This window comes from Hyphomonas sp. (assembly GCF_046313735.1).
In the GTDB taxonomy this organism is placed as follows: Bacteria; Pseudomonadota; Alphaproteobacteria; order Caulobacterales; family Hyphomonadaceae; genus Hyphomonas.
Window position 1 is genome coordinate 74,224 of record NZ_JBKBXW010000003.1, and the last position, 14,392, is coordinate 88,615.

Genomic DNA, 14,392 nt, shown 5'->3' on the forward strand with positions numbered 1-14,392 from the left:
GCCGGATCAGAGCGCCTTCGCTGCCGGCGTCTCGCGCTTGATCGTGAGCAGCACAGCGAGCCCGAGGAAGAACAGGATCGCGATGGCCGACATGCCGATCCGCTGGTCGCCGGACGCGCGGGTGAACTGTTCCACCATCAGCGGCCCGAGCCAGACGGTGACCGTGCCGGCAATCGCATAGAGACCGAAGAATTCCCCGCGCATATGCGCCGGGGCGACATGCACCAGCATCGACCGGCTGGAGGAGATGTTGGCGGTGGCAAACACCGCGATCAGTGCCCCCTGCACGAGGTAAAGCAGGTCGGACGTGCCGGAGAAGAACGGGACATCCCAGACCTGCTGGTTGGGGATGAGGCCGAACAGGGCGGAGTCCTTCGTGATCGACAGGCCGAAGAACAGGATCAGCACGATGGCGATGAGCTCCAGGACAAGCGCGTTCTTCGGGCCCATCTTCTGGTCCAGCCAGCCGCCGAAGATGCCGCCGGCGACCGCCCAGGCCGAGGCCCAGATGGCATAAATCGTCAGCTCGATCAGGTTCCAGCCGAGGAACAGGCTGACATACACCGCCCCCATCATCAGCAGCGCCGCCATGCCGTCCGCATACAGCATCCGGGCGATCAGGAATTTGAATGCCTCCTTGTGATGCGCCGCCTGGCGCACCGTGCGGAACACGCCGATGGCGCCTTCGCGGATGGCGCGCACGGCGGAGGTGCCCTTCACGCCGGTATCGCGGCCATTGGCGAAGAACAGCCACATCGAGAGCAGCATCCAGACGCCGCAGATCGGGCCGGCGATGCGGAATTGTTCGTACTGGGACGTGTCGATCCCGAACAGGGCCTGCGGCGCCGGCCAGCCGATGGCATCCGGCAGCGCGAAGAAAACGACGAGGCCGATGAACATGACCGTCGCCACCGCATTGCCGAGCGCCAGGGCGAGACCTGAAATCGCGGGCAAGGCATCGAGCCGCGCCGCATCCGGCAACATCGAATTGTGCGAGACCTCGCTATAGGCATAGGCGACATAGGCTATGATCAGGAGCAGCATCAGCGTGCCGGTGGAGAAACCCTCCGGCCCCGGAATGGCCCACCAGAGCGAAATGCTGATCAGCGAGATCAGCGAGAGGCAGACGAGCAACAGGGGCTTGCGCCGGAGGCCCCGGTCAAAGGCGGCGCCGAGGAAAGGTGCGGTAAAGGCCGCCACAAGGCCCGCCCATTTCGACAGGCTCGCGACCATCGCCTGGCCTTCCGCGCCTGCGGCGGCGGCGGCAGCTTCCGGGCTCAGCCCTTCGAGCTGCCCGCTGGCGAGGATGTCGGCGCCGACAATGTCGCGCGCGAAGTAAGGCGCGAACACATAGATGACGATCAGGATGTAATAGGGATTGCGGGCCGCCTCGAACCAGGCCCAGGCGAAACCGGTCTTGCTGAAGACGCCCCCTTCCCCGCCGGAGGCCGCCGGCCGGTCACTGCCGGCCGCTGCAAGGACCGCGTCTGCCATGTCTTCCTCCCGGGGCGCATGTGGTCTGCGCTCAATCGCGCCGACAGTATCGGCGCGCCGGGAAAGGGGAAGCGGCTTTCAGCCGTGACGCAGCGTCAGCTTTTCAGCCGGGCGGCAAGCTCCCCGGCATGGCGCGTGATGTCGCCGGCGCCGAGGCAGACGACCATCGCGCCCGGCCCCGCCACATGCCGGACCGCATCGGGCAGCGCCGCCAGCGAGGGGATCACTGCCGCGCTGCGATGGCCATGCTGGCGGATCGAGCGGACGAGCGCGTCATGGGTGATGCCTTCAATCGGGGCCTCGCCCGCCTCATAGACCGGGGCGATCAGCACATGATCGGCCTGGTCGAAACAGGTTGAGAAGTCCTCGAACAGGTCCTTCAGGCGGGTATAGCGATGCGGCTGGCAGACGGCGATCAGCGGCTGGTCTTTCTGGATCGCGCGGGCGGCTTTCAGGACGGCGGCGATCTCCACCGGATGGTGGCCATAATCATCAATGATACGCACCGGCTCGGCGCCTGCCTCCGGCAGCCATTCGCCAACGGGGGTAAAGCGCCGCTTGACGCCGCCGAAGCGGGCGAGCGCCGCACGGACCTGCTCGTCGCTGGCGCCCAGCTCGAGGGCAACGGCAATCGCTGCCAGCGCGTTCTGGACATTGTGCTCCCCCGCCATCGGCAGCGTCAGGCCAGTGATGCGCCGGGGCGTCTCACCCGGGCTGCGGCGGATCTCGGCCTCGAAATGCGTGCCTTTCAGGTCGGTCACCAGGTTCAGCGCGCGGATATCGGCCTGCAGGTTGAAGCCATAGGTGATGCGGCGCCGGTCGGTCACACGCGCAGCAAGGGCCTGCACCTCAGGATGATCCGTACACAGAACGGCAAATCCATAGAAGGGCAGGTTCTCGACAAAGGTGTCGAAGGCCTCCCGCAGCCTCTCCATCGTGCCGTAATGGTCCATATGTTCGGGGTCGATATTGGTGACGATGGCGCAGGTCGGGTGGAGCTTGGTGAAAGTGCCGTCGCTCTCGTCGCTCTCCACCACCATCCAGTCGCTCTCGCCGGCTTTGTAGTTGGAGCCATATGCGTGGATGATGCCGCCATTGATGACGGTGGGGTCCACCCCTGCCCCATCCAGCAGGCAGGCGACGAGCGAGGTTGTCGTTGTCTTGCCATGCGTGCCGGCGACACAGACCGTGTATTTCAGGCGGGTGATCTCGGCCAGCATGTTGGCGCGGCGCACGACCGGAATGCCGGCGGCACGCGCGGCCTGCACTTCCGGGTTGTCCCGCCGGATGGCAGAGGAAATGATCACCGTGCCGGCGCCCGAGACATTCTCCGGCTCGTGGCCGATGAAGACCTTCACCCCGCGCGCGCGCAGCCGCTCGACATTGGCGCTCTCGGCAACGTCCGAGCCCTGCACCTCATAGCCCATGGTCAGCATCACATCTGCAATGCCGGACATGCCGATGCCGCCAATGCCGACAATATGCGCCGGACCAACAGGGAAAGGAGTAGGCGGGGACATAGGGGCTCCGGGTCGTCTGGCCGTGCGGTGTCTGTGCAGGCCGGTACAGCCCTTACAGCTCCGCGATGCGTTCTGCCATATCGGCCAGCACTTTGGCGGCATCGGGGCGGGCGGCGGACTTTGCGGCGGCGGCGCGCGTCTTGAGCTCTTCCGGGTCTGACAGGCGCGCGGCGGCCAGCTGACCGAGCAGCTGCGGGGTCACATTGGTCTCGAGGATCATGTCGGCGGCGCCCACGGCGGTCAGCGCTTCGGCATTGGCGGCCTGGTGGTCATCCATCGCGATGGCGAGCGGGATCAGGATCGACGGGCGGCCCATCACCGCCAGTTCGCTGACCGTGCCGGCGCCCGAGCGCGCGATGACGAGATGGGCGGCGGCAAGGCGCCGGGGCATGTCGCTGAAGAAGGGCGACAACTCGCAGCGCACGCCGGCCTTTGCGTAGAGTTCCGACACGCCCGACACCTGCTCCTCGCGCACCTGCTGGACAATTTTCAGGCGGACCCGCAGGGGCGCAGGAACGTGGTTGGCGAGGGCGAGGGGCACCATCTCCCCGATGATGCGGGAGCCCTGGCTGCCGCCGGTGATGAAGATATTCAGCTCGCCGTCCGTATCCGGATAGGGCGCGCTCGCTGCCTCGAGGATCGGGGCGCGGACGGGATTGCCGATCGGCATATGGGCGGCGCCGCGCGGCAGGAAGTCGAGCCGCTCGAACCCGCTGGCCACCAGCTTTGCATGGCGGGCGAACTGGCGGTTGACCCGGCCGAGCACGGCATTCTGTTCGTGAATGATGATGGGGACGCCCGAGCGGCGCGCCGCGGCGAGCGCCGGGAAGGCCGGATAACCGCCGAAGCCGGCCACCAGGGCGGGGCCGTACTGGCGCATCAGGCGGCGGGCGGAGGCGATGCCGGCATTGATCTTCAGGGCAGCGCCCGGAACCGTCCAGGGCTTGCGGAAGTTGGGGCTTGCCGCCTCCACCTCTGCCTTCCACTCTGCCGGAAAGTCGCCCGCATAGCGCAGGCCGCGCGAATCCGAGATCAGCCCCACCTGCCAGCCGCGCGCGCGCATCTCATCGGCAAAGGCACGGGCGGGGAACATGTGCCCGCCGGTGCCGCCCGCTGCAATGACGACAAGTTTCGGCTCTGCTGTGTCAGCCATACCGGCCCGGGCTCCTCGTACCTTCTCCCCGGACGAGAGCAAGCGCGAGGCCGAGCGTCAATCCCATGCCGACCATCGAAGAGCCACCGGAGGACACGAAAGGCAGGGTCATGCCGGTGGGCGGAAGGATGGCGAGGTTGACCCCGATATTGATGGCCGCCTGAAGGCTGAACAGGGTGAACAGGCCCGCTGCGGCTGTGCGGGCATAGCCATCCTCGATCCGCCCGGCAGCGCGGAAGCCGCGGATCGCCATGAGCGCATAGACACCGATCAGCGCGAGGATGGCGACGAGGCCGTATTCCTCAGCCATGACTGCGAGGATGAAATCGGTATGCGCGTCCGGCAGGCGGGCCTTGATCAGCCCCTCCCCCGGACCTGCACCGAGGAGGCCGCCCCGGCTGATCGCCTCGGCGGCCCGGTCGATCTGGAAGGTATCGGCAGAGGTCGGGTTGAGGATCATCGTGATCCGCGAGCGCACATAGGGCAGGAGGCTGTAAAGCAGGAAGGCCAGCGCCGCGCCGCCGCCCGCGAAAATCACCACCCAGCGTTTCGGCAGGCCGCTGATGAAGAAAACAGTGAGGAACGCTGCCGTCACCAGCACCGACTGGCCGACATCCGGCTGCAGCAGCAGCAGTGTCAGCGTCGCCGCATAAGCGCCAAAGGCCATCAGTGTCCACGGACCCTTCGGGTAATGTTCCCGCTGCGCCAACAGCCAGCCGCACAGCAGGATCAGCGCCGGTTTCACCATCTCGCTCGGCTGCAGGGAGACGCCGGCAAAGCGCAGCCAGCGCTGCGCGCCTTTCGCCTCATGGCCGATGCCGAGCAGGGCGATCATCAACGCGATGCTGCCGAGGAAGACAAGCGCCGCAAAACGCCGGGCCCATTTACGGTCGAGCAGGCTGACGGCCATCAGCACCGTGAAGCCCGCCGCCGAAAAGGCAGTCTGGCGGTAGATGTAGAAATAGGGGTCAGACTGGCCCGTCCGCGCAGCCGCCGAGGGACCTGCCGCGAGCGACATGAGCAGGCCGACGCTGATCAGGATCACGACACCGGCCACAAGGCCCCAGTCCAGCGTGCGGCGCCATTCGGTGAACCAGGAAGCATCCGACCGCGGCAGCAGCGGGGCGTTGGCCGTGTAGCTCATGCGGTCGCCCGCACGCCGGCAGAGGCCATCGCCTGCACGAGGCTGCGGAACACGTCGCCGCGATGTTCGAAATCACGGAACTGGTCAAAGCTGGCGCAGGCCGGCGAGAAGAGCACCACCGCATCCGGCTGGCCGGCCGCCTTGGCGTCCCGCGCCGCTGCCTCTACTGCGCGCTCCAGCGTGCCGCAGCGCTGGACCGGCACCTTGCCGCTGAGCGTGGCGGCGAAGACGTCTTCCGACTGGCCGATGAGATAGGCCTTGGTGATGTTGGGATAGAGCGGCGCGAGCGGCGCGATGCCGTCCGATTTCGCAACCCCGCCGGCGATCCAGTAGATATTGCTGAACGCGCGCAGCGCCTGTTCCGCCGCCTGGGCATTGGTGGCCTTGGAATCATTGACGAAGCGGACCCCGCCGATCTCCCCGGCGGTCTCCATCCGGTGCGGAAGGCCTGGGAAGGTCTGGATGCCCGCCATGATCGTCGCCGGATCAAGGTTCAGCGCCCGGCAGGCCGCATAGGCAGCCGCCGCGTTCTGGAAGTTATGCCGGCCGATCAGGGCCGGGCAGTCGGTGATCTTGCCGAGGCGCTCGGCCTTGCCGGACTGGTTGTCATAGAGGTGGCCATCGACGCTGCTGATGCCCCGGCCAAGCGTGTAGGTGGAGGAAATCTGCACGACCTTCTGCGGCCCCCGCGCCGACAGGCCGATGGCGACCGACTGGCTATAGAGATCGTCGAAGCCGACGACGGCGGTGTCCTTCGAGGTCTGGTTCTGGAAGATCCGCATCTTGGCGGCCTGATAGCCGTCCATTCCGCCATGCCGGTCGAGATGGTCGGGCGACAGGTTCAGGAAGACCGCAACATCACAGTGCAGGCTCTTCACCAGGTCAAGCTGGTAGGAGGACAGCTCCAGCACATAGACGGAATTGGAATGCAGTGCGGCGAGGTCGAGCACGCCGGTGCCGATATTGCCGCCGATGCGCGCGTCGCGCCCGGCCTGTTTCAGGATGTGGCCGATCAGAGCCGTGGTGGTGGACTTGCCGTTGGTGCCGGTGATGCCGACCACTTTCGGGCGCGCCCGCTCGGGCAGCGCCTGCACCGCGCGGGCGAAGAGTTCCATGTCGCCGATCACCGGCACGCCGGTCATCTCCGCAAGGCGGACAAGGCGGTGGGGCTGCGGGAATTTGTACGAGATGCCCGGCGACAGGACGAGCGCGGCAAAGGTCTGCCAGTCGCGCTTGTTGATGTCGGACAGGGCGACGCCGGCCGCTTCGGCCTTGGCGCGCGTTTCCTCATTATCATCCCACGCATGAACGCGCGCGCCGCCGGCCTTCAGGGCCCTGGCCGCGCTGAGACCGGACCGGCCAAGGCCGAAGACCGCGACGTCTCTTCCTGCGTATTCGGTAATGGGGATCATGGCGCGCGCATCACCTCAGCTTCAGGGTAGCGAGGCCCGCGAGGGCGAAGAGGACGGACAGGATCCAGAAGCGCACGACAACGCGCGTTTCCGGCCAGTTCTTTTTCTGGAAGTGATGGTGCAGCGGCGCCATCAGGAAGATGCGCTTGCCCTCGCCCGTCAGCCGCTTGGTGATCTTGAACCAGCCGATTTGCGTGAGCACCGAAACCGCCTCGATGACGAACAGGCCGCCGACGACCACCAGCGCAAATTCGTGCTTGGTTGCGACCGCCACGACGCCGAGCATCCCGCCGAGGCCGAGCGAGCCGGTATCGCCCATGAACACTTTCGCCGGATAGGCGTTGTACCAGAGGAAGCCCATGCCCGCGCCGATCATGGCGCCGAGCAGCACGCTGAGCTCGCCTGCGCCGGGCGCGAACTGGATGCCGAGATAATTGGCGAAGACGAAGTTACCCGTGAGGTAGGCGATCATCGCATAGGCGGCGGCTGCAAACGTCATCGGCACGATGGCGAGGCCGTCCAGCCCGTCGGTGAAGTTTACCGCGTTCGCCGCGCCGACGATGACGATCATCCCGAACAGGATGAAGAACCCGCCGAGCGGGAAGAAGTAATTGTTGATGAAGGGCACAGCGACCCCGCCGGCAAAGTCCGGATCTGCCGGGGGCACGGTCGTCTGCGGCGCATAGGCAGCGATCCACTGTGCCAGCGGATTGAGCGGGCCCCATTCGGCATGTCCGGCGGGCGTGTGCGCGCCGTGCAGCCCCATGATGATGGCGCAGGCAAGGGCGGCGATGGCGAAGCCGGCAATCAGCCGGACGCTGGCGGAGACCCCATCGGTCGACTGTTTCGTGACCTTGGCATAGTCATCGAGGAAACCGAGGAAGGCGTAGGAGAAGGTCACAAACAGCGTGACCCAGATATAGGGGTTCTGCAAATTGCCCCAGAGCGCAACGCCCACGATCAGGCCGGCCCAGATCAGCAGGCCGCCCATCGTCGGCGTGCCCTTCTTCGAGAGCTGGGCTTCCAGCGACAGGTCGCGGATCGGCTGGCCCTTGCCCTGCCGTGCGCGCAGCGTGTTGATCAGCCAGTCACCGATCAGCACCGTCACGAGAAAAGCGGTGACGACCGCCGCGCCGGTGCGGAAGGTGATGTAGTTGAGAAGATTGAACACGCCGCTGTCTGCGGCGAGCAGTTCATACAGCATCAGCCTACCCTTGCAGGCCCTTCTGGCCCGCCTTCCATCTTGCCCGTTCCAGCCGCAGCGCTCCATTGGCGCAGGCGGTCTACTATCCGTCCCATCCCGGACGCATTCGACCCTTTGATCAAGAGAACATCACCGGGCCTCAGTGCTTTTTGCAGCTGATTCCACAACTCGTCCGCAGTCGGAGCAGCAACCTGCTGCAGCGAGGGCGGCAGCGCCTCGGCAAGGTGTTGCATATCGGCACCAGCGAGGAACACACCGTCAACACCGGCCTCCACCAGCGGGCCTGCCAGCGCGCGGTGTTCCGCCGCAGACGTCTCGCCGATCTCGCGCATGTCACCGAGCGCAGCGAGGCGGCGGGCGCCGGGGCGCTGGGCGAGGCCTTTGAGCGCCGCGCGCATACTCGCCGGGTTGGCATTGTAGGCGTCGTCGATCAGCGTGATCTCACCGATCTCCGGCAGGGAGAGAACTTCCGCCGTGCCGCGCCCCGGCGGCGGGGCATAGCCCGACAGCGCCTCCGCGCAATCCTTCAACGAGAGGTCTGCCTGGCTGGCGGCGAGCAGGGCAGCGGCCACATTCTGCGCCCAGTGTGCGCCGACTGCATCGAGCGTGACCGTGACGCGCTGGCCGACGATCTCGCAGGTGATCCGGCTGGTGCGCCCGTCGGTTTCATAGGCGGCGATCCGCGCGGTCGCCTCCTCCGAGGCCCCGAAGGTCTCGACGCTTCCGGTGGGGCAGAACTCGCGCGCACGCGCCGAGAGATAATCGAGGAACGCATCATCCGCAGGCAGAATGATCGTGCCGCCGGCTTCGAGCCCGGCGAAGATGTTTGATTTCTCTTCCGCAATTCCCTCGACCGAGCCGAGGCCTTCCAGGTGGGCCGCCGCGATACAGGTGACGATGCCGGTGTGCGGGCGCACCATCTCGCTGCGGGGGGCGATCTCGCCCGGCGTATTCATGCCGATCTCGAACACCGCGCGGACGGTGTCCTGCGGCATCCGGGCGAGGGTCAGCGGCACGCCCCAGTGATTATTGAAACTCTTGGCGCTCCAGTGGGCAGGCCCGTGCGCGCGGTAGATGCGCGCGAGCATTTCCTTCACCGATGTCTTGCCCGCCGAGCCCGTGATCGCGGTGCGATGCGCGCCGCAGCGCACACGCGCGGCGATGCCAAGCTGGGTGAGGGCATCGAGCACATCGCCGGCCTGCACAAACGCGCCGCCCGCGACAGGCCGCGAGACAAGCGCGCCCGCCGCGCCGGCCTTGAAGGCAGCCTCGGCAAAATCATGCCCGTCGCGCTGGTCCTTCAGCGCCACAAAAAGATCGCCTGGCTGCAGCGTGCGGGTGTCGATGGACACCCCGCCCGTGACGGCGAAGGGCGCGCTGGCCCGCCCGCCGGTGACGAGTTCGATGTCGTCAGAGGTCCACAGCGGCCCGCTCATGCTCCGGCCTCCGTCAGCGCGGCAAGCGCCACATCCTGGTCGGAGAAGGGCAGCACATCGGTACCGATGATCTGGCCGGTCTCATGCCCCTTGCCGGCGATGACCAGCGTGTCGCCTTTCTTCAGCTCCCGGATCACTGTGCGGATCGCTTCGCCCCGGTCACCAATCTCGCGCGCGTCCGGAACAGCAGCGAGGATCGCGGCGCGGATCTTTGCGGGGTCTTCCGTGCGCGGATTGTCGTCGGTGATGATCACCTCATCGGCATGGCGGCGCGCGACATCGCCCATCAGGGGACGTTTCTTCGCGTCGCGGTCCCCGCCGCAGCCGAAGATCACTTTCAGCTGGCCCGCCGTATGCGGCCGGACGGCGCGCAGCAGCACATCCAGCCCGTCCGGCGTATGCGCATAATCGACGAACACGGCCGCGCCAGACGGTGTCTTGCCGACAAATTCGAGACGGCCTTTCACTGGCTTGAGGTTCGCCAGCCCGTCGGCCACCTGCGGGAACTCCATGCCGAGCGAGAGACAGAAAGCCGCCGCCGCCAGCGCATTCAGCGCCTGGAACTCACCGATCAGCGGAAGCTCGACAGGCTTCTGCTCGACATCCCGCCAGTAGAGGAACAGCGTCTGGCCGGTGGCCTTGGGCATCAGCTCGTCGATCCAGAGATCCTCGCCGCGCCAGCCGAAGGAGACAATCTGCAGCCCGGAATCACGCGCCGCTGCCTCGAACGTGTCGCGGTGGTCGCTGTCGGCATTCACGATGGCCGGGATGCCGCGCGGGGCGAGCGCCCGGAACAGGCGCAGCTTGGACTCAAGATAGGCGTCCATGCTGCCATGATAGTCGAGATGGTCCTGCGTGAAATTGAGGAAGCCGACGGCAGCAAGATCCACCCCGTCGAGGCGGTGCTGCTCGAGGCCGTGGCTGGAGGCTTCCATCGCGCAATGCGTCACGCCCTGCGCGGCGAGCGCGGCGAGCGTTTCGTGCACGGTGACGGGGTCCGGCGTCGTGTGGCCGATATCGATCTTGCCGGCCGGGCCGATGGCGCCGAGCGTGCCCATCGAGGCCGCCTTGATACCGGCCCTTGCCCAGATCTGCCGCGCAAAATCGACGGTGGAGGATTTGCCATTTGTGCCGGTGACGGCAACCACCTTCTCCGGCTGCGCGCCGTGGAATTTCTTTGCCGCCAGCGCCAGCGCGCGGCGGGGTTCATCCGCGATCACATGCGGCACGCCGGCATCCGGCACGCTGGTGTCCGACAGGATCGCGGCCGCGCCTTTTGCCAGCGCCTGCGGCACGAAGGCCGCGCCATCATGCACGCTGCCCTTCAGGGCGGCGAACAGCCAGCCGGGCCTGACCTGCCGGCTGTCGGCAGTCATCCCGAGGATCTCGGTCTCACCCTTCTCGGCGAGGGGGAAGAGGTCCTTCAGTTTCAAAGTTCACTCCTTGGATCAGGCGGGCTGCGAAGCGCGGAGGAGGCCGGCCGCAAATCCTCGAAATGCGGATCGACACCGAGAAGCGGCGCGACACGTTCGATGACCCGTCCGGCGACCGGCGCAGCATTCATGCCCGCAGTCATGCTCCCATCCTCGATGGGCTTGGGCTCATCCAGCGTCACAATCAGGGCAAATCGGGGGCTGTCAGCCGGAAAAACCGCAGCAAAACTGGTGACATTGCGCGATCGGTCATAGCCGCCGGGGATGGGTTTCTCGGCGGTGCCGGTCTTGCCGGCGACGCGGTAGCCCGGCACATCGCCGCGCCGGCCCGTGCCATTGATGACCGATTCACGCATCATCACTGTCATGATCCGCGCCGTCTCGGCAGAGATGAGCCGCACAGGCTCGCCTACGCTCGCCTCGCCCGCGAGGATCTTGGGCGTCACCATCCGCCCCTCATTCCCGAGCGCGGCAAAGGCCGTCAGGAAGGCCAGCGGGGTCACCGACAGGCCATGGCCATAGGACACGGTCGCCGCCGTCACCTCATCGAGGCGCGCCGGCACCAGCGGCGCCGCACTGCCCGGCAACCCGATCGGCGCCCGGCGGGTCAGGCCCGCACGTTCCAGGAACTGCATCTGGCGCTGCGGCCCCAGCGCAAGATTGACGTGCACCGTGCCGATATTGGAGCTTTCCGCAAGAATGCGGGTGAGATCGGCGTGCTGGCCGATCCAGTGCGTATCGCGCACCCGGAAGCCGCGCACTTCCAGGGGCCGGCCAATGTCGAACCGGTCATTCGGGCGGACAACGCCGGCCTCGAGCGCGGCAGCCACGGTCAGCGGCTTGAACACCGAGCCAAGCTCATACACCGCCCCGATGGCACGGTTTGTCCGGCCGGGATCATTCGCGGGCGTCTCGCTCGCGCGGTTGGGATCAAAAGGCGGCCAGCTGGCCATGCCCCTTATCTCGCCGGTGGCCGTTTCCATGAGAATCGCGGCGCCGCCGATGATGTCATAATCCATTGCGGCGGTGGCAAGCTCTGCCTCCAGCGCGGCCTGCGCGCCGATATCGAGCGTCAGGCGCAGCGGCGCTCTGCCTGCGCGCAGGGAGGTGTCATAGGCCAGCTCCACGCCGCCAAGGCCTTCGCCATCGACATTGGTGTAGCCGAGCACCTGCCCGGCCAGCACCCCGCGCGGATAGGCCCGGCGGGACTCTTCGCGGAAGTCGAGCGCTTCGAGGCCAAGGGCCATCACCTGTTCCCGCTGGCGGGGTGTGAGACCGCGCTTCACCCAGACGAATTCGCGCCGCGATTCAGACAGCCGCCGCGCCAGCACCGCTTCGTCGAGATCAGGAAACACGGACACAAGCCGGCGGGCTGCCTCCTCCCCGTCCCAGACGAGCCTCGGATTGGCCCAGAGTGACCAGGAGACAACCGAGGTGGCGAGCAGTTCGCCATTGCGGTCCACAATGTCGGCCCGCTTGTCGAGGGCGGCCGTCATCAGCGGCGCAGCGCCTCTCCCCGGTGCATCCGACAGCGCCAGATAGCCGCTGCGCCCCGCCAGCAGCACAAACAGCAGGCCGAGCGTGAGCCCGACAAGCCGTGTCCGGTGGCGGGAGGCTTCGCTCATTCGGCGCGCTCCGCTTCCTCGGGCGCGGGCACCGCCGCCGGATAGGGCCGCGCCGCGAGCGGCGGGCCGATCATCTCGTCGAGATCGCCCTCCTGCACCATCTGGCCGGGGCGGGGCGGGGCCATGCCCAGCTCCTTGCGGGCATATTCCTCGATCCAGTCGCGCCGGCTCATATGGGCGAGTTCGGTCTCTAGCAGCGCGCGCTCGCGCACGGCCTGCTCGATCTGCGATTCGACATCAAGGAGTTCAGCGGCGGTGTCTTTCGCGCCATATTTCGCGCGATAAAGGCTGAAGATCAGCAGGCCCACGACCAGCAGACCAAAAAAGAATACCCGGCGGCTCATTTCGACCTCTCCAGTTCAGAGAGCGGCGGCAGGTTCATGCCGTCGCTTGCAGGTTCTGTGGCCGCGTCCGCATCGGTGCGGATCGCCGCCCGCAACTTGGCAGAGCGTGCGCGCGGATTGGTTTCCACTTCCTTGTCAGAGGGCAGCACCGCCTTGTTTTCCTGCAGCCGGAAGGCCGGCGGCGGTGCCTTGGACAGGAGCGGCATGTGCCGTGATCCGGACGGGACCGCGCCCGCCCGCTCGCGCATCCATTGCTTGACCAGCCGGTCTTCGAGCGAGTGGAAGGTGACCACCACCAGCCGCCCGCCAGGCTTCAGGATCCGCTCCGCCGCAGACAGCCCCCGGGCAAGCTCGCCCAGTTCGTCATTCACATACATGCGGATCGCCTGGAAGGTCAGTGTCGCGGGGTGGACGCGCGCGCCCCGGCGCCCGCCAAGGGCTGTCTCGATCAGGCCGGCAAGGTCCAGCGTCGTCTCGAACGGCGCTTCTGCCCGGCGCTCCACGATGGCGCGGGCGATCCGGCGGGACTGCTTCTCCTCCCCAAGGCGGAAGATGACATCGGCGAGGTCGCGCTCGGCCATCCGGTTGACGACATCCGCTGCCGACGGCCCGCCGCCGCCCATCCGCATGTCGAGGGGGCCATCCTTCTGGAAGGAAAAACCCCGGCCTGCCTGGTCGATCTGGTAGCTGGAAACGCCGATATCGAGCACAACCCCGTCCACCAGCGGCCAGCCGGCCTGTTCGGCGAGGCTGTCCATCTCGCCGAAACAGCCGAGGCGGGGCAGGAGGCGCGGCTGGTTCTCCGCCATCCGCTCGGCCCGCACGATGGCGTCCAGATCGCGGTCGATGCCGAGCACCTGGCAGTCTGCCGCCTCGAGGATGGCGCGGGTGTAGCTGCCGCCACCAAACGTGCCGTCGATGATCCGATCGCCTTGCGCCGGCGCGAGCGCTCTCAGCACTTCGGCGAGCATCACCGGCAGGTGTCCGGGCTGGGCCGGCGCGCGGGCGGCGGGGCGGGTGGTCATTACACGCCCTCCCCGGACCGGCCGGACGCCGCACGGCGCTGGCGCACACGGTTATAGGCCTGCGCAAAGGCATCCAGCGTTTCAGGCACGTTGACGACGCTGCGCATACGCGCCTGGTGGCGGCGGTATTGTTCCGGGTTCCAGATACGGAAACTGTCGAGCTGGCCGGAAAACCGGATCTTGTCCTTCAGCTCCGCCGCCTCGCAGAGATCCTCCGGCAGCTTCACGCGGCCGGTATCGTCGATCTTCAGGTCTGCTGCGGCGGCGATGATGCAGGTGACGATGGCCTCGCGGATCGGCGATTGCAGCGGCAGTTCGGCAAGGGTCTCGCGGTAGAGCTCCATCAGCTCCTCGCCGCCGCCTTCCAGCGCGCCCGACCCGTCCGGCGCCGGCCACAGGAAGACGCGCGCGCTCCCGCCCAATGCGGCGCGGAAGGGCGCGGGGATAGACACCCGGCCCTTTGCATCAATAGCGCCCTCATAGGTGGAAACAAACACCTCTGACCCGATCCTGAATGTGAACTAACCCCGCCATGGGAAACCCATGAGTAAATATGGATTAACATGGGACAGGATGGGCCTCAATGGGCTGCTAACCCTCTG

Annotated in this window: 12 protein-coding genes; all 12 read right to left on the minus strand. The window is 66.8% G+C overall.

The genetic code is table 11. From position 1 onward, the window contains the following. Positions 1-6: 6 nt before the first annotated feature. The 12 genes from ACK4SV_RS02520 to ACK4SV_RS02575 all read right to left on the minus strand — a co-directional run bounded on the left by ACK4SV_RS02520 (position 7) and on the right by ACK4SV_RS02575 (position 14,287). Complete coding sequence (locus ACK4SV_RS02520) at positions 7-1,494, minus strand: MFS transporter (RefSeq protein ID WP_409916217.1); 1,488 nt, start codon at positions 1,492-1,494, stop codon at positions 7-9. 95 nt (positions 1,495-1,589) lie between these two features. Further along, a complete protein-coding gene (gene murC, locus ACK4SV_RS02525; protein ID WP_409916218.1) occupies positions 1,590-3,014 on the minus strand; it encodes a UDP-N-acetylmuramate--L-alanine ligase in 1,425 nt (474 codons plus the stop codon). 52 nt (positions 3,015-3,066) lie between these two features. Then, the gene (gene murG / locus ACK4SV_RS02530; protein ID WP_409916219.1) at positions 3,067-4,167 is read right to left on the minus strand and encodes an undecaprenyldiphospho-muramoylpentapeptide beta-N-acetylglucosaminyltransferase; all 1,101 of its coding nucleotides are present in this window, start codon (positions 4,165-4,167) and stop codon (positions 3,067-3,069) included. After that, positions 4,160-5,311, minus strand: a complete 1,152-nt coding sequence (locus ACK4SV_RS02535) for an FtsW/RodA/SpoVE family cell cycle protein (RefSeq protein WP_409916220.1) — start codon at positions 5,309-5,311, stop codon at positions 4,160-4,162. The genes murG and ACK4SV_RS02535 overlap by 8 nt, the downstream gene beginning before the upstream one ends. Next, complete coding sequence (gene murD, locus ACK4SV_RS02540) at positions 5,308-6,723, minus strand: UDP-N-acetylmuramoyl-L-alanine--D-glutamate ligase (RefSeq protein ID WP_409916221.1); 1,416 nt, start codon at positions 6,721-6,723, stop codon at positions 5,308-5,310. The genes ACK4SV_RS02535 and murD overlap by 4 nt, the downstream gene beginning before the upstream one ends. A 10-nt stretch (positions 6,724-6,733) precedes the next feature. Beyond that, positions 6,734-7,927 carry a phospho-N-acetylmuramoyl-pentapeptide-transferase gene (gene mraY / locus ACK4SV_RS02545; protein WP_409916222.1) on the minus strand — a complete coding sequence of 398 codons (1,194 nt, stop codon included), beginning with the start codon at positions 7,925-7,927 and terminating at the stop codon, positions 6,734-6,736. Next, entirely contained in the window at positions 7,927-9,363 is a 1,437-nt protein-coding gene (gene murF / locus ACK4SV_RS02550) for a UDP-N-acetylmuramoyl-tripeptide--D-alanyl-D-alanine ligase (RefSeq protein ID WP_409916223.1), read from the minus strand. Before murF ends, mraY begins: the two co-directional genes overlap by 1 nt. Further along, positions 9,360-10,796, minus strand: a complete 1,437-nt coding sequence (locus tag ACK4SV_RS02555; RefSeq protein ID WP_409916224.1) for a UDP-N-acetylmuramoyl-L-alanyl-D-glutamate--2,6-diaminopimelate ligase — start codon at positions 10,794-10,796, stop codon at positions 9,360-9,362. Before ACK4SV_RS02555 ends, murF begins: the two co-directional genes overlap by 4 nt. Then, on the minus strand, positions 10,793-12,421 hold the full coding sequence (locus ACK4SV_RS02560; RefSeq protein ID WP_409916225.1) for a peptidoglycan D,D-transpeptidase FtsI family protein: 1,629 nt from the start codon (positions 12,419-12,421) through the stop codon (positions 10,793-10,795). Before ACK4SV_RS02560 ends, ACK4SV_RS02555 begins: the two co-directional genes overlap by 4 nt. After that, positions 12,418-12,765 (minus strand): FtsB family cell division protein, encoded by a 348-nt coding sequence (locus tag ACK4SV_RS02565; protein ID WP_409916226.1) that lies wholly within the window; start codon positions 12,763-12,765, stop codon positions 12,418-12,420. The genes ACK4SV_RS02560 and ACK4SV_RS02565 overlap by 4 nt, the downstream gene beginning before the upstream one ends. Further along, on the minus strand, positions 12,762-13,790 hold the full coding sequence (rsmH, locus tag ACK4SV_RS02570) for a 16S rRNA (cytosine(1402)-N(4))-methyltransferase RsmH (RefSeq protein WP_409916227.1): 1,029 nt from the start codon (positions 13,788-13,790) through the stop codon (positions 12,762-12,764). Before rsmH ends, ACK4SV_RS02565 begins: the two co-directional genes overlap by 4 nt. Next, positions 13,790-14,287: a division/cell wall cluster transcriptional repressor MraZ gene (locus ACK4SV_RS02575; protein WP_409916228.1), complete on the minus strand. Its 498-nt coding sequence runs from the start codon at positions 14,285-14,287 to the stop codon at positions 13,790-13,792. The genes rsmH and ACK4SV_RS02575 overlap by 1 nt, the downstream gene beginning before the upstream one ends. Between the last annotated feature and the right edge of the window lie 105 nt (positions 14,288-14,392).

What these genes read in the sequence shown, in the direction of transcription:
- mraY (WP_409916222.1), bottom strand. Translation starts at nt 7,927, where the DNA reads ATGCTGTATGAACTGCTCGCCGCAGACAGCGGCGTGTTCAATCTTCTC.
- ACK4SV_RS02520 (WP_409916217.1), bottom strand. Translation starts at nt 1,494, where the DNA reads ATGGCAGACGCGGTCCTTGCAGCGGCCGGCAGTGACCGGCCGGCGGCC.
- murG (WP_409916219.1), bottom strand. Translation starts at nt 4,167, where the DNA reads ATGGCTGACACAGCAGAGCCGAAACTTGTCGTCATTGCAGCGGGCGGC.
- rsmH (WP_409916227.1), bottom strand. Translation starts at nt 13,790, where the DNA reads ATGACCACCCGCCCCGCCGCCCGCGCGCCGGCCCAGCCCGGACACCTG.
- murC (WP_409916218.1), bottom strand. Translation starts at nt 3,014, where the DNA reads ATGTCCCCGCCTACTCCTTTCCCTGTTGGTCCGGCGCATATTGTCGGC.
- ACK4SV_RS02560 (WP_409916225.1), bottom strand. Translation starts at nt 12,421, where the DNA reads ATGAGCGAAGCCTCCCGCCACCGGACACGGCTTGTCGGGCTCACGCTC.
- murF (WP_409916223.1), bottom strand. Translation starts at nt 9,363, where the DNA reads ATGAGCGGGCCGCTGTGGACCTCTGACGACATCGAACTCGTCACCGGC.
- ACK4SV_RS02535 (WP_409916220.1), bottom strand. Translation starts at nt 5,311, where the DNA reads ATGAGCTACACGGCCAACGCCCCGCTGCTGCCGCGGTCGGATGCTTCC.
- murD (WP_409916221.1), bottom strand. Translation starts at nt 6,723, where the DNA reads ATGATCCCCATTACCGAATACGCAGGAAGAGACGTCGCGGTCTTCGGC.
- ACK4SV_RS02565 (WP_409916226.1), bottom strand. Translation starts at nt 12,765, where the DNA reads ATGAGCCGCCGGGTATTCTTTTTTGGTCTGCTGGTCGTGGGCCTGCTG.